Source organism: Ruegeria sp. BJ3 (genome assembly GCF_056535665.1).
The window spans coordinates 1,429,688-1,455,300 of record NZ_JBQFIT010000001.1; the positions used below are offsets into that span (position 1 = coordinate 1,429,688).

Sequence of the window (25,613 nt, forward strand, 5' to 3'; positions counted from 1 at the left end):
TATGAAACCCGCAATTGCTCAAGGATTAGGCACGTTGACGCTGCGAATTGCCGAGAAAACTTTGACCCCGCCGGTTCTGCTGGCGCCGATGGCCGGAATCACCGACCGGCCGTTTCGCGACCTCGTCATGCGGTTCGGCGCCGGGATGGTGGTCAGCGAGATGGTCGCCAGCCAGGAAATGGTGCAGGCCAAGCCCGGCGTGCGCGAACGGGCCGAGCTGTCGGCGGATGTGGAAAACACCGCCGTACAACTGGCCGGGCGCGACGCCTATTGGATGGCCGAGGCCGCGCGGCAGGTTGCCGACCGGGGCGCGCGTGTGATCGACATCAACATGGGCTGCCCGGCCAAGAAGGTGACGAACGGTTATTCCGGCTCGGCCCTGTTGAAGACGCCCGACCACGCCCTGACCCTGATCGAGGCGGTTGTGGGTGCGGTAGATTTGCCGGTGACGCTCAAGACCCGACTGGGGTGGGACGACACGCTGCTGAACGCGCCGGACGTGGCGCGGCGGGCGCAGGAGGCCGGCGTCCAGATGGTGACGATCCACGGGCGCACGCGCTGTCAGTTCTACAAGGGCGAGGCGGATTGGGCCGCGATCCGCGCCGTCAAGGATGCCGTCAGCATTCCCGTCGTGGCCAATGGCGACATCACCAGCCCCGAGCGTTCGCAGGCGGCGCTGGAACAGTCGGGCGCGGATGGCGTCATGGTGGGCCGTGGCGCGCAGGGCAAACCGTGGCTGCTGGCGCAGATCGCGCACGAGTTGTGGGGGACGCCGGCGCCAGAGGTTCCCGAGGGCGACGATCTGGCCGACATGGTGCGGGCGCATTATGAAGCGATGCTGGGGTTCTATGGCACCGATCTGGGGCTGCGTGTCGCACGCAAGCATCTGGGCTGGTACATGGACGAGGCCGGAACGCCGGCGTCGCTGCGCCGCGCGGTCCTGACCGCGCGCGATCCGGCCGAAGTTCTGCGGCTGATCGGCGACGCGTTGGCGGAAAATGCCGAGGTGGCAGCATGATTTCGGATCAGGTCATCTGGGCATCGCTGCCGGTTCCCGCCTTCATCATCGACCCCGAGGATCGCATCGCGGATGTCAATTCCTCGGGTGAGGGATTCCTGAACGCCTCACGCAAATCGGTGGTCGGGCATCCGGTCTGGGACCAGATCGCCGTGGACGCGCCGTTGGAAGAGGCGTTCACGCGCGCCCGCGAGCAGGGCACGCCGCTGTTCGTTAATGACGTGGACGTGGGCTCGGGCAATCGCGCGCCGCTGCAATGCGCGCTGCAGATCGCGCCTTTGCTGGGGCACCCGGGGTCGATGATCATGATCGTCTCGCCGCGCGAACTGGCCAGCCGCATGACCCGCGGCAACACGGTCAAATCGGCGGCGCAGTCGGCGATCGGCATGGCCGAGATGCTGGCCCATGAAATCAAGAACCCGCTGGCCGGGATCACCGGTGCCGCGCAGTTGCTGAGCATGAATATCGGCCCGCAAGACCTTGAGCTTACAGATCTTATCGTGGCCGAAAGTCGCCGGATCGTGAAGCTGCTCGAGCAGGTCGAGCAGTTCGGAAACCTCTCGCGTCCCGAGTTCAAGCCCGTCAACATCCACGATGTCCTAGACCGCGCGCGCCGCTCGGCGCTGTTGGGCTTTGGCGCGGACATGACCATCATCGAGGATTACGACCCGTCGCTGCCACTGGCCTATGGTGACCCGGATCAGCTGTTACAGGTGGTTCTGAACCTGCTCAAGAACGCGTCCGAGGCAGCAGGCCCCGAGGGCGGAATTATCCGCCTGCACACCTATTTCGAACATTCCTTCCGCCTGCGGCGCAGTGATGGCTCGGGCCACTCGTTACCGCTGCAGATCGAGATCATTGACGATGGCCCGGGCCTGCCCGAGGACATCCGCGGCGACATTTTCGACCCGTTCGTATCCGGCAAGGAGAACGGCACCGGCCTTGGCCTGGCGTTGGTCAGCAAGATCGTGTCCGACCACGACGGTTGGATCACGGCCGAGTCGGTTCCGGGGCGGACAGTCTTCCGGCTGTCGCTGCGCCGCGCACCGCGCGAGGCAGGGCAGGGCAAAGAATAATAAAGGAGAACACCAGATGGATGGCACGGTACTGGTTGCAGATGATGACAGAACGATCCGGACGGTTCTGACCCAGGCCCTCACGCGGGCGGGCTGCAAGGTGCATGCGACCTCGTCCCTGACGACGCTGATGCGTTGGGTCGGCGAGGGCAAGGGCGACGTGGTGATTTCGGACGTGGTCATGCCCGATGGCAACGGGTTGGAAATGCTGCCCAAAATCGCGCAGGACCGGCCGGGCCTGCCGGTGATCGTGATCTCGGCCCAGAACACGATCATGACGGCGATCCAGGCGGCCGAGGCGGATGCCTATGACTATCTGCCCAAGCCGTTCGACCTGCCGGATCTGATGAAGCGCACCGCCCGGGCTCTGGACCGCAAGCAACGTGTTCAGATCGAACCCGCGGACACATCCGAAGACCGCCCCGACGAGCTGCCATTGGTCGGCCGGACCCCGGTGATGCAAGCCCTGTACAGATTGGTCGCCCGGGTCATGAACACCGATCTTTCGGTAATGATTTCAGGTGAAAGTGGAACGGGCAAGTCTCTGATTGCGCGGGCAATTCACGATTTCTCAGACCGGCGGACACTGCCCTTTGTGACTGCTACTGCAGCAGACCTGCGCGACCTGGAGGGTCCGGCCCGGGTCATGGCACGGGTGCGCGGCGGTACGTTGCTGATCGACGAAATTGCAGACCTGGACGATGAAATCCAGGCTCGGATCGTGCGGATGATGGACACGCCCGGCGACCACGTTCCGCGCTTCATGGCGACCAGCCAGTCGGACTTGACCGAGGCGATGGAAAGCGGGCGGGTGCGGCAGGACCTTTACTACCGCCTCTGCGGTGCCACCATCCATGTGCCAGCCCTACGCGAGCGGGTCGACGACATCCTGTTGCTGGCCGAGCATTTTCTGGCCCGCGAAGAACGCGAAAACGGCACAAAGCGGCGGTTGGGCCCTGACGCGATCGAACTTGTGCGCCGGTATTCCTGGCCCGGCAACGTGCGGCAACTGGAAAACGCTATCCGGCGGCTGAGCCTGACCAGCCGATCCGACGAAATCACCAAGTCCGAGGTCGAGGCCGTCTTGGGCAGTCAGCCCGAGGCCGAACCACTGCTGAGCGGGAGCGAACGAGAGAAGCTGTCTTCGTCGGTTGCGCGGCATCTACGTCGTTACTTCGACCTTCATGGAAACATGCTGCCGCCACCGGGTCTGTACCAGCGCATTCTGCGCGAGGTCGAGGCTCCGCTGATCGAAATCGCGCTGGATGCGACCGGAGGAAATCAGGCAAAATGTGCCGATTTGCTGGGGATAAATCGGAATACGCTGCGCAAAAAAATCACTGATCTCGATATTCAGGTGACACGTCGGCGCAAACTGATGTAATCTCGCCACACAAACCGTGGCATCCGGGCACAGCCCCGGAAAAGACCACGACATATGGCGGTACGCCGCGAAAGCGGCACATCAGGATGAGGGCAGACGGTGGTATCCCGGGCACAGAAACGGCCGGCATTATCCCTGAATCGGTGGCGTAAGTCCCGGAAACTGCGCAATTTCGGCACCTTGGGGCTGGTTGTGTTGGGGCCGGTCCTGACCCTTGCGACCTACCTTGTTATCGGGCCGTTTGACCTAGGTGCGAATGCGCCCACGCTTCGGCTGATTCTGCTTGCAGACCTTGTTTACATTCTGGTCGTTGCGGCCCTCGTTCTGGGGCAGTTGGGCAATCTGGTTGCGGCGCGCCGGGCCAAATCGGCGGGCTCTCGCCTACACCTGAGGCTGATCGGGGCGTTCACGCTGTTGGCGCTGGTGCCCACGGTGACGGTTGCGATTTTTGCCGGTCTGACCGTGAATATCGGGCTTGAGGGATGGTTCTCGGACCGGGTCAGGCAGGTGGTCGGATCTTCGCTGACGGCGGCCGAGGCCTATGAACAAGAGCACGAACAGGGTCTGACGCAGGATGCCTCGGTTCTTGCGCGGTTTCTGGACAATGCACGCAAGCTGGACTTCTACATCTCGGATGCCGAGCTGCGCGAGGTGCTGGCCCAGGGGCAGGCACAGATTCAGCGCGGACTGCGCGAAGCCTACGTGATTGACGGCAGCGGTGAAATCCGGGCCCGCGGAGACAGGTCTTATCTGTTCAACTACGAACCGCCGACACCCGAGCAGTTGGAGCAGGCCCGAGACGAGGGGCTGTTGATCATCGCGGACTGGCCCAACAACGAATTCCGGGCTCTGGTGCCGCTGCGCGCCTATCTGGACCGATACCTGTATGTCAGCCGCGCCGTAGATGGCCAGTTGTTGACCCTTTTGGATGACACCAAGGAAACCGCGCAGTTCTATCAACAGTTGGAAAACGAACGGGGCAGGGTGCTGTTCGAGTTCGGGCTGCTGTATCTGGGGTTCGCGGTAATCCTCATCTTGGCGGCCGTTTCGCTGGGCATGTGGTTCGCCGAGCGGCTCTCGCGCCCGGTTGGTCGTCTGACCACGGCCGCGCAGCGGGTCGGGGCCGGTGATCTGGACGTGCAGGTCATCGAGGAGGCCAGCGACGACGAAATCGCCATGCTGGGGCGGTATTTCAACCAGATGACCCGGCAATTGAAGGCGCAGCGGGGTACGCTGCTGGAAAACACCCGCCAGATCGAAAGCCGCCGCCGGTTGTTCGACTCGGTGCTCAGTTCGGTGACTTCGGGCGTTGTCGGGGTGGATCCGGATGGTCAGGTGACATTCGTCAACCGCTCGGCCGAGCGCTTGCTTGACTGGAAAGGCCATGAGCAACAACTGGCTATCGGCATCGCCGTGCCCGAGTTCCTGCCTTTGTTCGAAGCGCTGAAAGAAGGCAACCAGGAAGCAATTCAGGACGAAATCAAGGTCACCCGCAAGGGACAGTTGGAAAACCTGCTGGTCCGGATGGCGACCCGACGCGGCGAGGACGGCAGGCTGGAAGGTTACGTGGTCGCCTTTGACGACGTTACCGATCTGGTCAGTGCCCAGCGTATGGCGGCCTGGGGGGACGTAGCCCGCCGCATCGCGCATGAGATCAAGAACCCGCTGACCCCCATTCAGCTGAGCGCCGAACGCATCCGGCGGAAGTTTGCGCGGAAGCTGGATGAAGAGGACAGCGCCAGCCTGGAATCCATGACCGACGTGATCGTTCGCCAGACCAACGATTTGCGCCGGATCGTTGACGAATTCTCGAAGTTTGCGCGCATGCCCGAGCCCGACCGGCACGAGGAAGACATCGCGGGCTTGGTGCGTGAGGCGGTTCTGCTGCAGCAGGCCGGTCAGCCAGACGTTCAGATCGATGCGGAGATCCCGGACCAGCCAGTATTGGCTGATGTGGACGCGACGATGTTGAACCAAGCGCTCACGAATCTTATCAAGAACGCCGGAGAAGCCATCGAAACCCTGAAAAAGAAGGGTGCGCCCGACAACCTCAGCCCGCAGATTAAGGTGCGCCTGTCCACGAATGACGACGGAACACTGATTACCATCGCCGACAACGGCATCGGGCTGCCCGAAGACCGGGCGCGGCTGTTCGAGCCCTATGTGACCACGCGCGACGAAGGGACTGGCCTGGGCCTGCCCATCGTCAAGAAAATCATTGAAGAACACGGCGGTACGCTGACCCTTGAGGATGCGCCCGTGTTCGACGGACAGGACCATTTTGGCGCAATGGCCGTGATCCGGTTGCCGAAGGCCAACACGGCCCCGGTCGCAGCGCCGCAAAAGCAGGCAATTAAAACCAAAACACTGAAAGCAGGCCAAAGATGAGTGACATTCTGATCGTAGATGACGAGCGCGATATTCGCGAACTGGTGTCCGACATTCTGGAGGACGAAGGATATTCCACCCGGCTGGCCGGAAACTCGGACGAGTGCATGGCCGCGATCAACGCAGAACCACCCGGGCTGCTGATCCTGGATATTTGGCTCAAGGACAGCCGCATGGATGGGATCGACATTCTGAAGGCGGTCAAACGCGACAATCCGGATGTTCCGGTGGTGATCATATCGGGGCACGGAAATATCGAAATCGCCGTCGCAGCGATCAAGCAGGGGGCATATGATTTCATCGAAAAGCCCTTCAACATCGACCAGTTGATGGTGGTAATCCGCCGCGCGATGGAAACTTCGCGCCTTCGTCGCGAGAATGCCTCGCTCAAGCGCAAGGAAGTCAGCAATTCCGACATGATCGGCAAGTCGGCTGCGTTCCGCGCGATGCTGAGCCAGTTGGACAAGGTGACCAAATCCAACGGTCGGGTGATGCTGCGTGGTCCTGCTGGATCGGGCAAGGAAATCGCCGCGCGCTACATTCATGCGCACTCGAACCGGGCGAACGCGCCCTTTGTCACGGTCAACTGCGCAGGGGTCGAGCCCGAACGCATGGAAGAAGTGCTGTTCGGCCGTGAATCCGCCGAGCGTGGCGTTGAGTCCGGTCTGCTCGAACAGGCCCATGGCGGTGTGGTCTATTTCGACGAGGTTGCCGACATGCCGTTGGGCACGCAGTCCAAGATCCTGCGCGTTCTCGTCGATCAGCAGTTTCAGCGGGTGGGTGGCTCGGACAACGTGCGTGTCGATTTGCGGGTGATCTCTTCCACCAACCGCGACCTTGAATCCGAGATTGCCGCGGACCGGTTCCGCGAAGAGCTGTATCACCGCCTCAATGTCGTCCCGATCGCAGTGCCGTCTTTGGAAGAACGGCGCGAGGATATTCCTGTTCTCGCCAAGCATTTCATCGAGATGTGCAACGAAACCCAGGGCCTCCCTGTGCGCGAGTTGTCGGAAGAGGCCGTGGCCCTGCTGCAGACCATGAGTTGGCCCGGCAACGTGCGCCAGTTGAAGAACCTGGTCGAGCGGGTTTTGATCCTTGGTGATGGCACCGGACCGATCGAAGCGCGGGAATTGCCGAATGAAGAGGAAAAAGCCGACGATTCCGGCCGGGTCGTGCTGTCGGGCGCTCTGGCAACGCTACCACTGCGCGAGGCGCGCGAAGCGTTCGAGCGTGAGTATCTGCTGACCCAGATCAATCGCTTTGGCGGCAATATCAGCCGCACGGCCAGTTTCGTGGGAATGGAACGCAGCGCCTTGCACCGCAAACTGAAATCGCTGGGTGTGGTGACGTCGAACAAGTCGGGCGCGCGGGTGGCGCAACTGGACGAGCCTGAACCGGCGGAGTAGGGGTCGGCCATACCGGCAGGACAACGGGAGGTGCCCGGCCATGACGCTATCGATGATCCAGCGGGGATTTCCCGCCTTTGGTCGTCGTCTCAAACGGCTTCGGCGGGCCACCGGGATGAAGCAGGCGGCGCTTGCACATGTGATGCGGGTAGATCAGGCCTCGGTGTCGCGCTGGGAAAACGGGGTCCAGACGCCAAGCCCCGAACAACAGGCCGCGGTTTTCGCGGCGCTTTCGGATCACCGCGCCGACGATGCAGCACTGAAGCGGCTTGTCGGCAGTTCGCAAGCCTGTCTGCATCTGGTGGACGAGGCGAGCCATGTTTGTCTGGCCTATTCACCCAGCCGCGCACGGGATTGGTCAGCCAGCCAGCACTCGTTGTTGGGGGTGTCGCTGTGGCAGTTTGCCACCGACGAGATCCGCCAGGCCGAAATGGAGTTGACGGACGAGGGTTGGTGGGACCTGCAGGCGCCAAATCCCAAGGCTTTCATCACTTCCCAGGCCGTGCACGACCAGATCACCATCAGCGCAGGCCAAATCGTATGGGAGCGGCTGTATCTGGCCGATGGAACCCCAGTGCGCCTGGTCAGTGGCACGCGCGTACGCGCCGCATAATATATGCGTTCACCTTGCCTGGGGGCGAGGGTAGAACGCGGGTGTGACTCAATCGTTTCGCATATTCCTGCAGGTGATCCTGTTGTGGCTGGCCGGACTGGGCGCGGCCACGCAGTTCGCCAAGATCGCCGTCGCCTTTGACGCGGTCGGTGCATTGTATCCAGGCTATGGGGATGCGATCGGCTGGTTGTTGTCGATCATCAGTTTGATGGGCGCCGTGCTGGGGGCCATGTCAGGCGCCATTACCGCGCAGTTCGGACCGGTCCGCCTGCTGGTGTTCGGTTTGCTACTGGGCGGCGTTGTATCGGTGTTCCAGTCCACTATACCCGGCTTTCACGTGATGCTGGGCAGCCGGATCATCGAGGGCGTTTCGCATCTGGCGATCGTGGTTGCCGCTCCGACGCTGATCGCACAGATCACACGCGGAGCCGCGCGCAATGCCGCCATGGTTTTGTGGAGTTCTTTCTTTGGAGTTGCTTTTGCGCTGAACGCTTGGTTCGGCCTGCCGATGATCCAGCGTTTTGGATTGGCGGATTACTTCATGGGCCACGGTTTCCTGATGGCGCTGATTGCAGGACTGGTCGCCCTGTTTCCGCCAAAGGTTCCGCCCATCGCGACGGAACGGCAGGGGTGGGGGCTGGGGTCCATCCTGCAGACGCATCTTGAAACCTACCGCTCGCCCCGCATGGCAGCACCGGCGATCGGATGGTTCTTCTACACTCTGACCTTCGTGTCGTTGCTGGCGATCCTACCCGGCCGTATGCCCGAGGATCAGTCGATTCTTGTAGCCAGTCTGATGCCGCTGGCGGGTATCGTGCTGTCGTGGGTCGCGGTGCCCGTGCTCTTGACGTTCGTGTCTGCGGTCACGGTTGTAAATCTTGGTTTTGCGGCCGGGATGGTTGCCTTGGCTCTGCTGTTTTTCGGAGCGCCTCTGCCCGTTGTCGGCATTGTGCTGTTTGCGGTGTTGGGCCTGGTGCAGGGCGGCAGTTTCGCGGCGGTTCCTCAACTGAATGGCTCGGCCCGGGATCAGGCGCTGAGCTATGGGGCGATGGCGCAGATGGGAAATGCGGGCAACCTGCTGGGCACACCTGTTCTGCTTGCAATCCTTTGGCGTGCCGGAGAGGGCTCGATGTTCGTGGCCGTACTTGTATTCTATGCAGCCGCCATCGCAGCACATCTGCTCCTGTCACTCCGCCGGCGACCGTCACCCGGCGATCTGGGCTGAGTTCAGTCGGTCAGCCCGGCAACCCCGGGGTGATGATCTGGAATGACCCGTCGTCGAATTTGACGAAACAAGACGCCGTGCCCAATGGCGGCAGGACGGTTGTTCGGGTCGGCGGAACGCCCGATTTGACCGATTGTTTACAGGGCGGCAGGCTGATGGGGCGGTATCCCTTTTTAGCCATGCACTGCGCCTCGACCGTGTTTCGCAGTCCCTGATTTACATCCACGGTGTAGACGCGGCCCGGCTCCCACCAACCTCCGGTGCGGTAGCATCGCCCGCGCCCGTCGCAATAGGTGCGGCCCGGCCAATAGGTGGGCGGGCTTTGGCGCACCTGATTTGCAACCGGTGCATCCTTAAGCGCCTGCACTTGGCATTCGGTCGTTTCGGCCTGCATCCGCGAGACGCTTTCGCCTTCGCGATAATACATCGACAACGGACCGCAGCCGGCCAGCAGGGCAAGGGGAACAAGCAATCGAAGCACTGTTTTCATTCGCTTATCTTGCATCACACAGGCCGTCATGACAATTCGATTGACCGCTTTGTGGGCATCTGTCATTCAAAACGCTCAGGCAGAAAGGCCAAAGGCATGAAGGTCATCATTTGTGGCGCCGGCCAGGTGGGCTGGCAGATCGCTCGGCACCTTTCGGGCGAATTGAATGACGTCACCGTTGTGGACAACAACCCTGACCTGGTACGCCGGGCGACCGAGACGCTGGACGTTCAGGGCATCGCCGGCTTCGCCAGCTATCCCGACGTGCTCGAGCGGGCCGGAGCCCGTGACGCCGACATGATCATCGCCGCGACCCATTCGGACGAGGTGAACATGGTCACCTGCCAGATGGCGCACTCGGTGTTCTCGATCCAGCGCAAGATCGCGCGGTTGCGGTCGAAATCCTACCTCGAAGCGATCCATCGCGACCTGTACCGCCGCGACCATCTTCCGATCGACGTGGTGATCAGCCCCGAACGTGAAGTGGCCGCAGCAGCCATGCGCCGCCTGTCGGCGCCTGCGGCTTTTGACACGGAACTGTTCATGGATGGCAAGGCGCAGCTTCTGGGTATTCGGATCGCCGAGGATTGCCCGATCGTCAACACGCCCCTGCGCCAACTGACAGACTTGTTTTCAACGCTCAGCGCCATCGTGGTGGGTATTCGCCGCGACGGAACACTTTTCGCGCCGGAATCCGAGGACCAATTGTTCGTCGGTGACGAATGTTATGTCTTTACCAGCGTCCAAGACGTTGATCGTACGATGGAAGTCTTTGGTAAATCGCAGAAAAAGCAGGATCGCGTGGTTATCGTGGGCGGCGGGAACGTCGGCCTCGAAGTTGCCCGGACGCTGGAAGAACGCGAGGGCCGCATCCGTGCAAAGGTTATCGAGCGTGATCGGCGCTGTGCGGAACTGGCCGCCGAGTCGCTGGAGCGTACGATCGTTCTGAACGGCGACGGTCTGGATTCCGCCCTGTTGAGCGAAGCGGGGATCGAGCGCGCGGACGCGATGCTGGCCGTCACCGATGACGATCGGACCAACATGCTGGCTGCGGTCCGAGCCAAGGCCGAAGGTTGTCCGCTGGCGATTGCGCTGATCAACGACCCCAGCATGGTGGCCTTGATGGGGCCATTGGGGATTGACGCCTATATCAACCCGCGGGCCACGACCGTCAGTTCGATCCTTCGCCATATCCGGCATGGCCGGGTGCGACAGGTCTATTCGATCGGCGATGCCGAGGCCGAAGTGATCGAGGCCGAAGTGCTGTCGACCTCGCCAATGGCCGGGCAGAAACTGCGCGACATCGACTTTCCCGAAGGCGTCTTGGTCGGCGCCGTGCGCAAGGGCGACGAGGTCCTGCGGCCCACTGGCAGTCTGCGGATTGACGAAAAGGACGTGGTTGCGATTTTCGCAATGGCCAATGATGTACCCGAGGTCGAACGCCTGATGCAGGTTTCGATCGACTTTTTCTGATGGCTGTCGCCCGCGCACCCAAAATCAGCGTAATTCGGCGGCTGCCGCTGTTTCTGTTGATCACGGCGGTTGTGTCCTTGGCGATGTGGGTCCCGGCGATCTACGCCCTTGCCTTGGATGACCATCCAACGTCGCGGTCGTTCTTTTATTCGGGTTTGGTTGGGCTGTTTCTGGTCACGATCGTAGGTCTGGCGACGGCCAGCCGGCAACCGCGGCGCGGAACCTTGGGGCAGTTGGCTGTCCTGCTGGGCTCGTTGACGGTATTGCCGCTGTTTCTGGCCGTTCCGGTCCATGACGCGTTGGGGAACACGACCTTTCTGAACGCCTATTTTGACATGGTCAGCGCCATCACCACCACCGGAGCGGACCTGTTTCCCGACCCCGAGCGCCTGTCGGCGCCGGTTCACCTGTGGCGGGCACTCGTCGGCTGGATGGGTGGGCTGCTGATGTGGATCTCGGCGGCTGCGATCCTGGCGCCTCTGTCGTTGGGCGGGTTCGAGATTACCGCGCGCGGACAACCGGGCCGCCCGGTTTCTGGCGTAGCCCAGAGCGAAAGGGTCGACCCGCGGGGGCGACTGCTCCGTGTGACGGCGACATTGACCCCGGTTTATGCCAGCCTCACAGCGGTAATCTGGGTCTTGCTGTTGATCGCCGGAGAAAAGGGCCTGACGGCCATTTGCCACGCAATGTCGGTGATGGCCACGTCCGGCATATCGCCAGTGGGCGGGTTGGAAGGATCCACCGCCGGGATCACCGGCGAGGCCATCCTGTTTCTGTTCCTGTTCTTTGCCTTGTCCCGCCTGACGTTTTCAAAGGACACCGCAACAACGGGTTATTCCCGGCTGGACCACGATCCAGAATTCCGGATCGGCCTGATGATCGTCGTCGGCGTGGCGGCACTGTTGGTCTTCCGAGTGCTGGCGGGGGTTGCCGAGATCGGCGGGCAGGTGACGGGCCTGCAAACGCTGAACGTCATCTGGGGCATGTTGTTCACGGTGATGTCGTTCCTGACGACGGCCGGGTTCGAAAGCGCTTATTGGAACGACGCGCAACAGTTGTCCGGCCTGGGAACACCGGGGCTTGTGTTGATGGGGCTTGCGCTTATCGGGGGCGGGGTCGCCACCACCGCCGGCGGGGTCAAGCTGTTGCGGGTCTATGCGCTTTACCTGAATGGCGCGCGTGAACTGGACAGGCTGATCCACCCGTCATCGGTCAGCGGGGCGGGCGGTGGCAACCGCCGCATCCAAAGCCAGGGTGCCTTTATCGCGTGGGTCTTTCTGATGATGTTCGCGCTGACGCTTGCGTTGCTTGATGTCGTTCTCGCTGCCGAAGGGGTTGGGTTTGAACGCGCCATGGTGCTGAGCGTCGCGGTGCTGAGCACGACCGGTCCGTTGATCGAACTGGCCACCGATCTGCCGATCCGTCTGATCGATCTGTCGGCCGGAGCCAAGCTGACCATGTGCGCCGGCATGGTGATCGGCCGGCTAGAGACACTGGCGATCATCGCGTTGATCACTCCGGCCCTGTGGCGGGATTGAACCGCCAATTCGGGCCTTCACGTTACTGCCTGATTTTTCATCTGGAATATCTCTGCGCGTCACTCCATACTCGCGCGGAGGGAGCGCGTTGGTCCGCAGCGCGTAAGCAAGAACAACGGCGAGATAACAAAATATGGCTTCGGACAGACAGAATCTTCAGGATGCCTTCCTGAACAATGTACGGAAAGCAAAGGTTCCCGTTACAATTTTCCTGATCAACGGTGTGAAATTGCAGGGTGTCATCACCTGGTTCGACAATTTCTGCGTATTGTTGCGCCGCGACGGACAGTCGCAGCTTGTCTACAAGCACGCGATCTCGACCATCATGCCGTCGCAGCCGATCAACCTGTATGAGGGCGAAGACGCCTCTTGATGGAACATGACCGGAGGCGCACCCGGGCTTGGGTGCTGCATCCCGATATCAAGTCAGATGACCAGCGCCGCGACCCCGTTCCGGCGTTGGAAGAGGCGGTGGCACTGGCTGCCGCTTTGCCCGATCTGGATGTGATCGGGTCCGAGATTGTGCGCCTACCGCGGGCGCAGCCCGGCCTGCTGTTCGGCAGCGGCAAGATCGAGGAATTGGGCGCGCGTTTTGCGGAAAACGAGATCGAGCTGGTTCTGATCGACGGGCCGGTCACCCCGGTTCAGCAGCGCAACCTGGAAAAGGCGTGGAAGGTCAAGATCCTCGACCGGACGGGGCTGATTCTGGAAATCTTCTCGGACCGCGCCCGCACGCGCGAGGGTGTGCTGCAGGTCGAGATGGCCGCGCTGAGCTATCAGCGGACGCGGCTGGTGCGAGCCTGGACCCACCTGGAACGTCAGCGCGGTGGGCTGGGCTTTGTCGGCGGACCGGGGGAAACCCAGATCGAGGCCGACCGGCGTGCGATCGACGATCAACTGGTGCGGCTGCGTCGTCAGCTGCAGAAGGTCGTGAAGACACGGACGCTCCACCGGGCCGCGCGGGCCAAGGTGCCGTATCCGATCGTGGCGCTGGTCGGCTACACCAACGCGGGCAAATCCACGCTGTTCAATCGCCTGACCGGGGCTGAAGTCATGGCCAAGGACATGCTGTTTGCCACGCTGGACCCGACCATGCGCCGGATCGAACTGCCCGACGGGCCCGAGGTGATCCTGTCAGACACGGTGGGTTTCATCTCGAACCTGCCGACCGAACTGGTCGCGGCCTTCCGCGCCACGCTCGAAGAGGTTCTGGCCGCCGACCTGATCGTGCATGTGCGCGACATCAGCCATGCCGAGACCGAGGAGCAGGCCGAGGATGTGCGCACGATCATGGCCTCGCTGGGTGTGGACAATACCCGCCCTCAGCTTGAAGTCTGGAACAAAATCGACCTGCTGTCCGATGAGGACCGCGATGCCGTGCAGGCCCGGGCCGAGCGCGATCCGGCGGTGTTCCCGATATCGGCCGTGACCGGCGAGGGGATCGACCCGCTGTTGACCGAGATCGCCACGATCCTGCAGGGCGTGCGCCGGGAAGAGGTTTTGAAGCTGGGCTTTGCCGACGGCGACAAACGCGCCTGGCTGTTCCGTCAGGACGTGGTGCGCGATGAAAAACAGACCGAGGACGGGTTCGAGATCACCGTTCTGTGGACCGACAAGCAGGCCAATCAGTTCGCGGGCCTCTGACGATCAGGCCCCGTCGATCTGGCGCTGATGGTCGTCGGCATCGAACCAGCACAACGACGACCGGATCTTGTACTCCGCGTCCAGCTCCCATTCTTCCCAGCCGCGCGTGATCACCGCATTTCCGGTCTGTGCATGGTGCCCTTCCAGGGTCCAGACGAAAATGGCATGGGGACCGGCCCATCGCAGCATATCGCAGCGCACTTCAAGATCGGGAAAGTCGGTATGAATCCCGCGCGCCATTTCCGCGATGGCCGCCCGCCCGACGATGGGCGCGCCGCGATTGATCGTGATCTGCCCGTCCGACGTAAAGAAGTCGGCCACGGCATTGGCGTCACCCGAGCTCCAGGCGATGGCATAGTCGCGGGCTAGATTGTTCAGGGTATCGCGCAAACTGGCCATGATCTTCCCCCTCGCGCTGCGGTCCGGGCGCTCCGGAATGGTAGGCCAAGCCACGGGGCCACGTCCACGGGGCGACAAAAAAGGGGCGGGGGTCCGCCGAAACCCCGCCTATTGCGGCATCAGGCGGGTGGTCCCGACGGCGGCGGCGCGCGCCAGATCCAGATCCAGCGACATCGGAATGTACTCACCCCGGCGCCACAGTTGCGCCTGATCGTCATAGTAGCGCGACAGGAAGTGGCCCGATTGCCCGGTGGCCGTGATGAAGACCGAGCTGTCGGGGTCGGCAAAGTCATAAACCCCACGATAGCCCGCGCCGTGCACGTTCTGGAACGGGTCCGGCCCTTCGCCCGAGGTGCGTCCGCGCTGCAGGGTGTTGTCGCCGCCGCTGGTCGATTGGCGGATGTTAACAAAATAGCGCAGCACCGGAACCTCACCCAGCACCGGGTGATCATGGGTGGCCTGGTGGGCATCGCCCCAACGCAGGGATTCCAGTTGGCTGCCATAGCGCTCGGAAATCCAGACCAGTGCATCGTCAAGGGCCAGCCGGGCCATGTCGGTGCAGCTTTCCACCGGTGCGCTCTGCCGGACGTCGCACCAGGTCGAGGCCCCGTCGATGTCGCGAAAGACGCGTTCGATGAACAAGGGCTCGACATGCTTGAATTCCTTGGCCAGCGGCCCGAGGTCATCGGCGATCAGTCGTTTTTGCAGCGCGCGGACCCAGGCCGCATAGATCAGCGGCTCGGGCAGGTGCTCGTTCATCTCGCCGTTCCATTCGGCCAGCAGGGTCAAGGCGATCTGGCGCTGGCGTTCGGGGGTGCCTTCGGGCGCGGCCTCGCCGGTGAACCAAAGGTCGGCCCCGATCAGCGGCAGCAGTGACCGCGCGGTGAAGCTGACCGTGTCCAACTGCGCCTCGATGAAGCTGTCGCGGGTGTGCACCTCGCGGGATTGCATCAGGAATTCCCAGCGGTGGACGCGCTGCGTATCGCCCCATTCATAGGACACATGCAGGGGGAAGGGCCGGTCGATGATCTTGTTGTTGGTGTTGCCCAGTACGCCGCCGGCCGGAGCCACGAATTCGGGGTTGTCGGAATAGGGCAGACGGCCCTGCCAACGGTTGGCAGCGATCCAGCCCGGGGTCGGGATGCGCCCACGGCTCTGGTTGTTGAGGTCGCGGCTGGGCATTGCGCCGATGAGTTTCATGCCGACGGTCGTCTTGTCGACCACCGACAGGTTTTGCGACGGCGCGATGAACAGCTCGGCGGCTTCAATCGCTTCACGTACGGTATCCGCGTTCATCAGCGCCATCGACGCGCTGATCGAGGTGTCGCGCGGACTGAGCGCCGTCCAGGACAGCGAGGCGACATGCCCCGGCGGTGTGATGGTTTCCAGGTTGAAATGGGTGCCTGGCAGGACGGGGCCGTTCTCGGTCCAGCGCAGGGTCAGGGTGATTGGGGGGGCGTCCTTGATCTCGATGATTGAAGGGCGCGACTTGAAGGGTTTGAAGCCTTCGGGCGTCAGATATTCCTCGGGGTTGTCGGGATTCACTCGTTCGATATGCACGTCCTGATCGTCCAGATAGGACGAGGTCAGGCCCCATCCCAGCCGGTCACTACGGCCGGACATAACCGCCGGAATGCCGGGGATGGTGGCGCCGATCACGCCGCCCTTGGTCAGTTCAAGACGCGCCAGATACCAGATCCCCGGCGCAGTCAGGCCCAGATGCGGATCGTTTGCCAACAGGGTTCCACCGGTTGCCGACCGCGAAGGAGCCGCAGACCATGCATTCGAGGCACCCGCCAACCCGCGCTGCGGGACCGGGTTCAGCCATGAGGCCGCGGGTTCCGAATTGGCGGCATAGCGGGGCAGGTTGGGAAACAGCGCCGCATATTCGGGCAGCGCTGCAATGCCCGCGCCAGGCACGTCCGGCAGAATATCTGAGAGCCGCTGCGGATCGTTCAGCATCAACGAGGTGCGCGCCCGCAGCACTTCGTCCTGCAAATGCCCGGATAGCTGAACCGCCATCAGCTTGATCATGGCTATGCTGTCACCCGGTTGCCAAGGAGCAACCGGTGCGTTGAACAAGAACATTTCGGGCGCGCCGCGGCCCAGGGCGTTTTCGTTGATTTCGTCCAGCCGCGCATTGACACCGGCGGCATAGGCGCGAAGAGCGGCCTTTGTGTAATCGTCCTGAACCTCGAAGGACTGATGCGCCAGCCCGTATAGATCCAGCCGACGCATGAGCTTGTCGATATGCACGGTCCGCTGGCCAAAAACCTCGGACAGGCGCCCCTGCACGGTCCGGCGCATGACCGTCATCTGCCACAACCGGTCCTGGGCATGCGCATAGCCCAGACCGAAGAACACGTCGGGGTCGGTCTGCCCCAGGATGTGAGGCACGTTGGCTGTGTCGCGCACGATCTCGACCGGGGCATTCAGGCCTTTGACCTGCAGCGTTTGATCGTAGTCAGGCAGCGACTGGCTGGCCAGGAAATACACCAGACCGATCGCCGCGAGGGTCAGCAGGACCAGACCCGAGGCGATACGCATCAACCAGCGAAAGACGACACCCATCAGCAGCGCACCATTTGAATTTGCAGATCAGGCGAAGGTTAATTCATGGCTCTGGCGACCGAAAGAGGCCGCGCCGCGGAATCTGCGTCTGAAACGAAAAACTCCGCCACGGCATTGGCCAGTGACGGAGTTTTCTTGAGGGGGGTCAGGGGGTCAGGGAATAATGCGCGTGTATTTGATGCCTTCGACCGTCGCGCCCAATTGCAGCCCAGCCTGACCGAAGACCGCCGCCAGCACGGGTTTGCGCAGGGTGGTCAGGTCGGTCGACAACTGGTCCGCCTGGTCGCTGACGACATATCCAATGTCCGCGCCGGCGGTCCATCCGCTTGAGCGGCGGAAATCGTTCAGGGCGTCTTCGGTCATGAAGAATAGGACATGGGCGTATTGCTGGGCGCCAATCTGAAGCCCCGCAGTGCCCTTTACGGCGGAGTAGTAGTCGACCGTGGCGCCATTGATGCGCAGTGCGCCTTTTCCGTAGCCGCCTCCAAAGACGAACCCCGCCTCGGTGATCAGCGGCATGACCAGCATCCCGTTGGCCTTGTTGGCGATTTCCTGGGTGTTCGGGTAGCGGGTATACATCTCGGTCAGCGTGGCATCGACGCGGGCATCGATCGTTGCCGCGTTCGAGTTTCCGACGCCGTTGCCGCAGGCGGCGGTCAGGGTCAGTCCGGCCATGCCAAAGGCAAAGCCGCGACGGCTCAGTCGTGGTGTGTTGGAACTGCTCATGTTTGTTTTTCTCTGTCTATGTGCCTGAAAAGCCGGGTGGTCCCGGTCTTGTGTGCAAGAATACGCCGAGCCGCCTCGGGTGTCACGGGAAAACCGGCAGGCCAAGGCCGGCCGATCGGCGAAAAATCGCGGAGTCCCGCGGGATTAGCCGTGCAGAAGCCGGGCGACCTGCGGTGCGAAATAGGTCAGGATGCCGTCACAGCCCGCGCGTTTGAAGGCCAGCAGGCTTTCCAGCATCACCTTTTCGCCGTCGATCCAACCGTTCTGCGCCGCGGCCTGGATCATCGCGTATTCACCCGACACCTGATAGGCATAGGTGGGTGCGCCAAACGTGTCCTTGACCCTCCGGCAGATGTCCAGATAGGGCATGCCGGGCTTGATCATCACCATGTCGGCGCCCTCGGTCAGGTCGCGTTCGATCAAGCGCAGCGCCTCGTTCGAGTTGGCCGGGTCCATCTGATAGGTCTTCTTGTCGCCGGTCAACGCGCCCGAGGCGCCCACCGCATCACGGAAGGGTCCGTAGAAGGCGCTGGCATATTTCGCGGCATAGCTGAGGATCATGACGTCGTGATGGCCGACGGCCTCGAGCGCCCGGCGCATCGCGCCGATCCGGCCGTCCATCATGTCGGATGGGCCGATGATGTCGGCTCCGGCCTCGGCCTGGGCCAGCGTCATCTTGACCAGCGCCTCGACCGTTTCGTCATTCACGATCTTGCCGTCCACCACGTATCCGTCGTGGCCGTTGATGTTGTAGGGGTCCAGCGCCACGTCGGTCATCACCGCGATCTCGGGCGCGGCCTGCTTGATCGCGCGGATGGCGCGGTTCGACAGGTTGTCGGGGTTCCACGCCTCGGCACAATCCTGAGTCTTGAGGCTGGGATCGGTGTAGGGAAACAGGCAGATCGCCGGGATGCCCATAGCCTGCGCCTCGGCTGCGGCCCTGGCGATCAGATCGACCGAGCGGCGCACCACGCCGGGCATCGAGGGCACGGGCTCTTCGATGCCCTCGCCGTCGCGCACGAAAACCGGCCAGATCAGGTCATCCACGGTCAGGGTGTTCTCGCGCACCAAGCCCCGGATCGCCTCGGACTGGCGGGCGCGACGAAAGCGGCCGTGGGGGTAGGGGGCGATTGTCGGTTTCATGGCGCGTTCTCCTTGAACAGTCGCGCATTGGGTGGCATGAATTTGCACAGGTCTCAAGGGTACCAATGGCCGCGCCGTTGCGATAGAACCGCCTGAGAATTTTGAACAATGAGGCAAGTTTGGACTGGTACTCCACGATCTTCGAGCTCATCGACATGCGCAGTTTCTCGAATCTGTGGTACTGGATCGCCCTTGCGGTGCTGTGGTCGACAGCCAGCCATTGGGTGATGGGCGTTCCCTATGATCTGGTCGTGCGCGCCCGCCGCGTCGGAGGCCAGGCCGAGACCGACCTGCTGGACATCGTGCGGATCAACACCAATCGCATCCTCTACATTGCCGACGTTTCGGGGGTCGTAATCTTGGCGCTGTGCTGTTTCCTGTTCGCAGGGCTGGCGACGCTTGGGTTTTACTATCAGGTCGAGTTCGCCCAGGCCGTGTTCCTGCTGTTGTTCCCGATGGTTCTTGTCGGCGCAAACAGCCTGCGGGTGGCCCGGAACCTGCGGCGGCAGGAGTTGACGATTGAAGCTGTGTCCAAGGCGCTGCATCGATGCCGGCTGGCGACGCAGGTCATCGGCATGTTTGCGATACTGGTCACTTCGATGTGGGGCATGTATCAGAACCTTTCGATAGGCGTTCTGGGATAGCAGATTCAGAAAGGCAGCGTGATGAAGGCTCCGAACCACGTGACAGTCGGCGGCGCCCCCGAGGGGTTTGACGCGCAGCTGGTGCTGAACGAAGTCGCCCGCTCGGGCGGGCCGGTTCTGCATGTGGCGCGCGACGACAAACGTGCCGAGGCGATGCGCGCCGCGCTGCGTTTCTTTGCGCCCGACATGCCGGTGATCCTGTTCCCCGGTTGGGATTGCCTGCCTTATGACCGGGTGTCGCCCAACCCCGACATTGCGGCGGCGCGGGTGGCGACCCTGGCGGCGCTGGTGCATCAGATGCCCGAGCGCTTTGTTCTGCTGACCACGCTGAACGCCGCCACCCAAAGCGTGCCGGCGCGCGACGTGCTGCGGCAGGCGGCGTTCACCGCACGGGTCGGCCAGCGCATCGACGAGGCCGCGCTGCGCGATTTTCTGGTACGCATGGGGTTCAGCCAAAGCCCCACGGTGATGGAACCTGGCGACTATGCCGTGCGCGGCGGGATCATCGACATCTTCCCGCCGGGCGAGGCAGGGCCGGTGCGGCTGGACCTGTTCGGTGACGTGCTCGACGGCGCGCGCCGGTTCGATCCGGCCACCCAGCGCACTACCGAAAAACTTGATCTGGTCGAACTGGCCCCGGTCTCCGAGGTGATACTGGACGAGGCCGCCATCACCCGGTTCCGTCAGAACTATCGCATCGAATTCGGTGCGGCCGGCACGGATGATCCGCTGTACGAGGCGGTCAGCGCCGGGCGCAAGCATCAGGGCATGGAGCACTGGCTGCCCCTGTTCCATGAAAAGCTGGAAACGCTGTTCGACTATCTGCCGGACGCGACGATCACGCTGGACGATCAGGTCACGCCCGCGCGTCTGGCCCGGTGGGACAGCATCGCCGATCAATACGAAACCCGGCGTCTGGCGCTCGAGAACCGCTCGCGGATGGATTCGGTTTATAAACCCACGCCGCCGGGTCTGCTGTACCTGGATGACGACACCTGGACCCGAGCTGTGGCGCAGCGGCGGGTGCTGCAATTCAGCCCTCTGCCGCAGACCAGCGGCCCCGGGGTGATCGACGCGGGCGGTCGGATCGGGCGCAACTTTGCCCCCGAGCGCCAACAGGAAAGCATCAGTCTGTTCGGCGCGCTGGCCAGCCACATCAAGGACAAGCTGGAGAAGGGGCCGGTTCTGGTCGCCTCGTATTCCGAGGGCGCGCGCGAACGCCTGACCGGGTTGATCGAGGATGAGGGTCTGGCCGAGGCGATCCCCGTTTCGGATGGCTCGCGCATGGGCAAACGCGGCCTGCACCTGGCGGTCTGGGCGCTGGAGCATGGGTTCGAGACGCCCGACATGACGATGATCTCGGAACAGGACGTGCTGGGCGACCGGCTGATCCGTCAGCCCAAGAAACGCCGTAAGGCCGAGAATTTCCTGACCGAGACCCAGTCGCTCAGCCCCGGTGATCTGGTCGTGCATGTCGATCACGGCATCGGCCGCTACATGGGCATGGAGGTCGTGACCGCCCTGGGCGCCGCGCATGAATGCCTGCTGCTGGAATATGCCGAGGGCGCCAAGCTGTACCTTCCGGTCGAAAACATCGAGCTGCTGTCGAAATACGGGCACGAGGAAGGCTTGCTCGACAAGCTGGGCGGTGGTGCGTGGCAAGCCAAGAAGGCTAAGCTCAAGGAACGCATCCGCGAGATGGCCGACCGGCTGATCCGCATCGCCGCCGAACGCGCCCTGCGCAAGGCCCCGATCATGGACCCGCCGCCCCACGCGTGGGAAGAGTTCAGCGCCCGCTTCCCCTATCAGGAAACCGAGGACCAGTTGCGCGCCATCGCCGACGTGATGGAGGACCTGCACTCGGGCACGCCGATGGATCGCCTGATCTGCGGCGACGTGGGGTTCGGCAAGACCGAGGTCGCCATGCGCGCGGCCTTCGTTGCGGCCATGTCCGGCCTGCAGGTGGCGGTGATTGCGCCCACAACGCTGCTGGCGCGCCAGCACGCCGCCAGCTTCAAGGACCGGTTCCGGGGCTTCCCGCTGGAAGTCCGACAATTGTCGCGTTTCATCTCGGCCAAAGAGGCGCAGCAGACCCGGGAGGGGCTGGCAAAGGGCACGGTAGACATCGTGATCGGCACTCATGCTCTGTTGGCCAAGGGCATCCGGTTCCAGAACCTCGGGCTGTTGATCATCGACGAAGAGCAGCATTTCGGCGTGGCCCACAAGGAGCGGCTCAAGCAGTTGCGGTCCGACGTGCATGTGCTGACGCTGACCGCCACACCGATCCCGCGCACGCTGCAGTTGAGCCTGACCGGTGTGCGCGACCTGTCGATCATCGGCACGCCGCCCGTCGATCGCCTGGCGATCCGCACCTATGTCAGCGAGTTCGACGCAGTCACCATCCGCGAGGCGCTGCTGCGCGAGCACTATCGCGGCGGGCAGAGTTTCTATGTGGTGCCGCGCATCTCGGACCTGCCCGAGATCGAGGAATTTCTGAAGGAACAGCTGCCCGAACTGACCCATGTGGTGGCCCACGGCCAGATGGCGGCTGGCGAGTTGGACGATCGGATGAATGCCTTCTATGACGGCAAGTATGACATCCTGCTGGCCACCACGATCGTGGAAAGCGGGCTGGACATTCCCACCGCGAACACGATGGTCGTGCACCGGGCCGACATGTTCGGGCTGGCCCAGCTCTATCAGATCCGGGGCCGGGTGGGGCGGTCCAAGACCCGCGCCTACGCCTATCTGACCACCAAGCCGCGCGCGCGGTTGACGCCGGCCGCCGAAAAGCGGCTGCGGGTTCTGGGCTCGCTCGATACGCTGGGGGCCGGGTTCACGCTGGCCAGCCAGGACCTGGACATTCGCGGCGCGGGCAACCTGCTGGGCGAGGAACAGTCGGGCCAGATGCGCGACGTGGGCTATGAACTCTACCAGTCGATGCTGGAAGAGGCGATCGCCAAGATCAAGGCCGGTGAGATGGAGGGGCTGAGCGAGGCCGACGACCAGTGGGCGCCGCAGATCAACCTGGGCGTTCCGGTACTGATCCCCGAAGACTATGTGCCCGATCTGGACGTGCGGCTGGGCCTCTATCGCCGCCTGTCGTCGCTGTCGACCAAGGTCGAGCTTGAGGGTTTTGCCGCCGAACTGATCGACCGGTTTGGCCCGCTGCCGAAAGAGGTGAACACCCTGCTGCTGGTGGTGCGGATCAAGGCGATGTGCAAACGCGCGGGCATTGCCAAGCTGGACGGCGGACCCAAAGGGGCCACGATTCAGTTCCACAACGACAAGTTCGCCTCACCGCAAGGTTTGGTCGAGTTCATCCAGAACCAGCGCGGGCTGGCCAAGGTCAAGGACAACAAGATCGTGGTGCGGCGCGACTGGAAGAAGGACAGCGACAAGATCAAGGGCGCCTTTGCCATTGCCCGCGATCTGGCCGAGAAGGTCGCCGCCGAGAAAAAGAAGAAGGCCAGCGCCTGAGGGCGCGGCCTAGTCCCCGGCCACGAATGTACACAGCTGCCAGTCACCGCTGTCCGATTTTACGAAGGCCGCGCGATAGCCGACCATCGACCATAGGAAATCGGAATAGATATAGCCGCGCGTTCCGTCGGTCAGGATGACGCCCTGATAGTCAGCCTCTTCCAGATAGTCCCGCACGATCACCACTTCATGGCTGATCAGGTCCAGAATGGGCGCGCCACGGTTGGGGGCCTGGCGCAGGGTGACATCCTGACCGGTCACGAAATAGGCGGCGAACGGGTCTAGCTTCGCTGGCAGGGTAAGCCGCCACTGATACGGCGTCCAGAACTCGCCATCCTCGTCGAAATAGCCGGGCTGGGCCAGCGTGGTCTCGAGGTCGCGCCAGTAGTCCTCGCGGATGTTGTCGGCATGGCGGCGGTCGGACTCGGGCAGGGTCTCGGGATCGACCGTCAGGTTGGCGCGGAACGTCTCGGAGCCGTCCGGGTCACCGTGGCTGGTATAGATCTCGGGGCAGGTGGCGGCCATGACGCCCTCGAGGTCGCGGGCGGCGACTTTGGCGCGCAGGTCCGCGCGAAAGGCTTCCAGCGTCGGGTCCTGGCTGGCCTCGTCCACAGGCGAAAAGGTCTGGCGGTCGGCCCAGGCGGGCCCGCAGAACAGCGCGATCAGCGCAGCGTTCAACAGTTTCATTCAGCGGCTCTCATCGCGGCCTGGGCGCAGAAGCACGAGGCGCCGACGCTGCGGTCGGCCCGCGCCAGGGCCAGGTCAAGTCGTTGTCGGATCAGCTGCAATTCCTCTACCGCGCCGCGCGCCTTGAGGCAATCGTGCAAGCCCTTGAGGCTCCAGACATTGTCGGGATGGATCGAGGCACGGCTGAGGGTGCCGCCCAGACCCAGATCCTCGCGATAGACGGCTTCGGCTTCGGCCACGTGACCCTGTTCGAACAGCAACGCCCCCAGCGCGTGGCGGGTGGGCTGCATCCAGCCCCAAGGCTCGTCATAGGGCAGATTGTCGTCCAGTTCGACCGAGCGCCGGAGATGGTCGAAGGCCGTGTCGAAATTGCCTTTGCGGTACTCAATCTCGCCCCGCAGCATCTCGCGCGCGATCTCCAGCAGGTCGATGACGCGGTTGTTGTGCAGCAGGCGGGTTTCGGGCACGCGGTCTTTGGCGGCGAGGAACAGCTGCTCTTCGGCCTCGGCCTCGGCTACGTCGCCGGTGGCGGCATGGGCGATGGCGCGGGCGTAGTGCGTGGTGGCCGTCACCGTCAGATACAGGTCGGGATCCGGGGGCAGGGGCACGGCCTTGGCTTCCTCCCACCGGCCGAAACGGATCAGGATATGCGGCCCCATGGCCATGTAGCTTTCGAAGTAATCCGCCATCGGCGGGCTTTCGATGCGAAGCATCTCCTCGGGCGTGGTGTCCCACAGGCCCTTGTTGGCACGCAGGGCGGGCTCCATCTGGCCCAAGAACAACGCGCCATAGATAACGAAGTGGTAGTTGTGCTGGCGATAGCCGGTATAGATGTTGAACGCGCCTTCGCGCTGGTAATATTTCAGATCGGCGATGACGGCCTGTTCGTTCCAGTGGACGACGTTCTGGTAGTGGCCGCACAGCACGTCGATATGGGTGGGCATGTGCACCAGATGCCCGGCATCCGGCACCAGCGTGCGCAGCACGTCACCGGCCTTCAGTGCCTTTTCGGGCGTGGGCGACATCTCCATCAGATGCACATAGAGGTGCAGCAGACCCGGATGCGACATCGCCGCCGGATCGTGAGCCATGGCCCATTCCAACGCCTCCTGCGCTTCAAGCGTGGCGGCGCCTTCGGCAGGCTGGCCTGTCCTCAGATCCCACATCTGCCAGGGGGTCAGGTTCAGCAGCGACTCGACATAGATGGTGCGCAGGTCCAGATGATCGGGCTGGGCCGCGAAGGCGGCGCGCATGGCGTCGGCGAAGTCGTCGTCCCAGCGGTGCATGTCGGGCGCCGGGTCACGCTGGGGATAGCGGGCGGGCAGGGCGCGGATCAGTTCGCGTTCGACGGGCGTGCAGCGATCCAGCAGGGCCTGTGCGCATTGGGTTGCGTCATAGGCGCAGTTCAGGGCCTTGGCCTTACCGCGGTCGTCCAGCAGATCCCAGGGCAGGTTGTAGTTGGGCCCGGCGGCATAGGCCACGCCCCAATGGGCCATGGCGCAGTCGGGGTCATGCTCCAGCGCGCGCTGGAAACACACGACCGCCTCTTCATGGTTGTAGCCGTAGGTCCAGACAAGGCCCCGGTCGAACCACAGCTGCGCCTGATCCGAGGACGTGGTGACGGGGCAGCTATGCGTGCCCAGATCGTAATAGTCGCTCATGCCGAACTCTCCCTGACTGGGGCGAGCCTAGCGCAGTTCGGGTGCGC

20 protein-coding genes are annotated in these 25,613 nt (G+C 63.0%); 13 read left to right on the forward strand and 7 right to left on the reverse strand.

The annotated features are described in order from the left end of the window. Position 1 precedes the first annotated feature (1 nt). From dusB to ACR3EL_RS07245, 7 genes are all read left to right on the forward strand, one after another. Positions 2 to 1,018 carry a tRNA dihydrouridine synthase DusB gene (gene dusB, locus ACR3EL_RS07215; protein ID WP_170338364.1) on the forward strand — a complete coding sequence of 339 codons (1,017 nt, stop codon included), beginning with the start codon at positions 2 to 4 and terminating at the stop codon, positions 1,016 to 1,018. After that, a complete protein-coding gene (locus ACR3EL_RS07220) occupies positions 1,015 to 2,094 on the forward strand; it encodes a two-component system sensor histidine kinase NtrB (protein WP_170338366.1) in 1,080 nt (359 codons plus the stop codon). The genes dusB and ACR3EL_RS07220 overlap by 4 nt, the downstream gene beginning before the upstream one ends. 16 nt (positions 2,095 to 2,110) lie before the next feature. Further along, positions 2,111 to 3,478, forward strand: a complete 1,368-nt coding sequence (locus ACR3EL_RS07225; RefSeq protein WP_170338872.1) for a response regulator — start codon at positions 2,111 to 2,113, stop codon at positions 3,476 to 3,478. A 99-nt stretch (positions 3,479 to 3,577) separates the two neighbouring features. Then, positions 3,578 to 5,866, forward strand: coding sequence for a sensor histidine kinase NtrY-like (locus ACR3EL_RS07230; RefSeq protein WP_480721001.1), 2,289 nt, complete (start codon positions 3,578 to 3,580; stop codon positions 5,864 to 5,866). Further along, positions 5,863 to 7,272 (forward strand): nitrogen assimilation response regulator NtrX, encoded by a 1,410-nt coding sequence (ntrX, locus tag ACR3EL_RS07235; RefSeq protein ID WP_093962238.1) that lies wholly within the window; start codon positions 5,863 to 5,865, stop codon positions 7,270 to 7,272. The genes ACR3EL_RS07230 and ntrX overlap by 4 nt, the downstream gene beginning before the upstream one ends. 40 nt (positions 7,273 to 7,312) lie before the next feature. After that, entirely contained in the window at positions 7,313 to 7,885 is a 573-nt protein-coding gene (locus tag ACR3EL_RS07240) for a helix-turn-helix domain-containing protein (RefSeq protein WP_254437751.1), read from the forward strand. 43 nt (positions 7,886 to 7,928) lie between these two features. Next, positions 7,929 to 9,110 carry an MFS transporter gene (locus tag ACR3EL_RS07245; protein WP_170338372.1) on the forward strand — a complete coding sequence of 394 codons (1,182 nt, stop codon included), beginning with the start codon at positions 7,929 to 7,931 and terminating at the stop codon, positions 9,108 to 9,110. A gap of 10 nt (positions 9,111 to 9,120) precedes the next feature. On the opposite strand, the gene ACR3EL_RS07250 is transcribed toward ACR3EL_RS07245, so the two are convergent. Beyond that, positions 9,121 to 9,600, reverse strand: coding sequence for a hypothetical protein (locus tag ACR3EL_RS07250; RefSeq protein WP_093962235.1), 480 nt, complete (start codon positions 9,598 to 9,600; stop codon positions 9,121 to 9,123). 96 nt (positions 9,601 to 9,696) lie between these two features. On the opposite strand from ACR3EL_RS07250, the gene trkA reads away from it, so the two are divergent. The 4 genes from trkA (at position 9,697) to hflX (ending at position 14,255) form a co-directional block, all read left to right on the forward strand. Beyond that, positions 9,697 to 11,073 carry a Trk system potassium transporter TrkA gene (gene trkA, locus ACR3EL_RS07255; protein WP_093962234.1) on the forward strand — a complete coding sequence of 459 codons (1,377 nt, stop codon included), beginning with the start codon at positions 9,697 to 9,699 and terminating at the stop codon, positions 11,071 to 11,073. Further along, positions 11,073 to 12,611, forward strand: a complete 1,539-nt coding sequence (locus ACR3EL_RS07260; RefSeq protein ID WP_170338373.1) for a TrkH family potassium uptake protein — start codon at positions 11,073 to 11,075, stop codon at positions 12,609 to 12,611. Before trkA ends, ACR3EL_RS07260 begins: the two co-directional genes overlap by 1 nt. 133 nt (positions 12,612 to 12,744) lie before the next feature. Continuing rightward, entirely contained in the window at positions 12,745 to 12,984 is a 240-nt protein-coding gene (gene hfq, locus ACR3EL_RS07265) for an RNA chaperone Hfq (protein ID WP_005982826.1), read from the forward strand. Then, positions 12,984 to 14,255: a GTPase HflX gene (hflX, locus tag ACR3EL_RS07270; RefSeq protein WP_093962232.1), complete on the forward strand. Its 1,272-nt coding sequence runs from the start codon at positions 12,984 to 12,986 to the stop codon at positions 14,253 to 14,255. The genes hfq and hflX overlap by 1 nt, the downstream gene beginning before the upstream one ends. A gap of 3 nt (positions 14,256 to 14,258) precedes the next feature. Here the strand turns inward: hflX and ACR3EL_RS07275 are convergent, their stop codons facing one another. The 4 genes from ACR3EL_RS07275 to hemB all read right to left on the reverse strand — a co-directional run bounded on the left by ACR3EL_RS07275 (position 14,259) and on the right by hemB (position 19,094). Continuing rightward, positions 14,259 to 14,654 (reverse strand): nuclear transport factor 2 family protein, encoded by a 396-nt coding sequence (locus ACR3EL_RS07275; RefSeq protein WP_170338375.1) that lies wholly within the window; start codon positions 14,652 to 14,654, stop codon positions 14,259 to 14,261. A gap of 108 nt (positions 14,655 to 14,762) precedes the next feature. After that, positions 14,763 to 17,225 carry a penicillin acylase family protein gene (locus tag ACR3EL_RS07280; protein WP_480721006.1) on the reverse strand — a complete coding sequence of 821 codons (2,463 nt, stop codon included), beginning with the start codon at positions 17,223 to 17,225 and terminating at the stop codon, positions 14,763 to 14,765. Between the two features lie 153 nt (positions 17,226 to 17,378). After that, complete coding sequence (locus tag ACR3EL_RS07285) at positions 17,379 to 17,951, reverse strand: lipid-binding SYLF domain-containing protein (RefSeq protein ID WP_093962230.1); 573 nt, start codon at positions 17,949 to 17,951, stop codon at positions 17,379 to 17,381. A gap of 144 nt (positions 17,952 to 18,095) precedes the next feature. Then, positions 18,096 to 19,094, reverse strand: coding sequence for a porphobilinogen synthase (gene hemB, locus ACR3EL_RS07290; RefSeq protein WP_170338380.1), 999 nt, complete (start codon positions 19,092 to 19,094; stop codon positions 18,096 to 18,098). Between the two features lie 119 nt (positions 19,095 to 19,213). Here hemB and ACR3EL_RS07295 point away from each other — a divergent pair, with 119 nt between their 5' ends. Beyond that, a complete protein-coding gene (locus ACR3EL_RS07295; protein ID WP_170338382.1) occupies positions 19,214 to 19,738 on the forward strand; it encodes a component of SufBCD complex in 525 nt (174 codons plus the stop codon). A 21-nt stretch (positions 19,739 to 19,759) separates the two neighbouring features. Next, positions 19,760 to 23,218: a transcription-repair coupling factor gene (gene mfd, locus ACR3EL_RS07300; RefSeq protein ID WP_480721008.1), complete on the forward strand. Its 3,459-nt coding sequence runs from the start codon at positions 19,760 to 19,762 to the stop codon at positions 23,216 to 23,218. 9 nt (positions 23,219 to 23,227) lie between these two features. Here the strand turns inward: mfd and ACR3EL_RS07305 are convergent, their stop codons facing one another. Continuing rightward, positions 23,228 to 23,905: an SH3 domain-containing protein gene (locus ACR3EL_RS07305; RefSeq protein WP_480721010.1), complete on the reverse strand. Its 678-nt coding sequence runs from the start codon at positions 23,903 to 23,905 to the stop codon at positions 23,228 to 23,230. Further along, a complete protein-coding gene (locus ACR3EL_RS07310; protein ID WP_480721012.1) occupies positions 23,902 to 25,566 on the reverse strand; it encodes a hypothetical protein in 1,665 nt (554 codons plus the stop codon). The genes ACR3EL_RS07305 and ACR3EL_RS07310 overlap by 4 nt, the downstream gene beginning before the upstream one ends. Positions 25,567 to 25,613 lie beyond the last annotated feature (47 nt).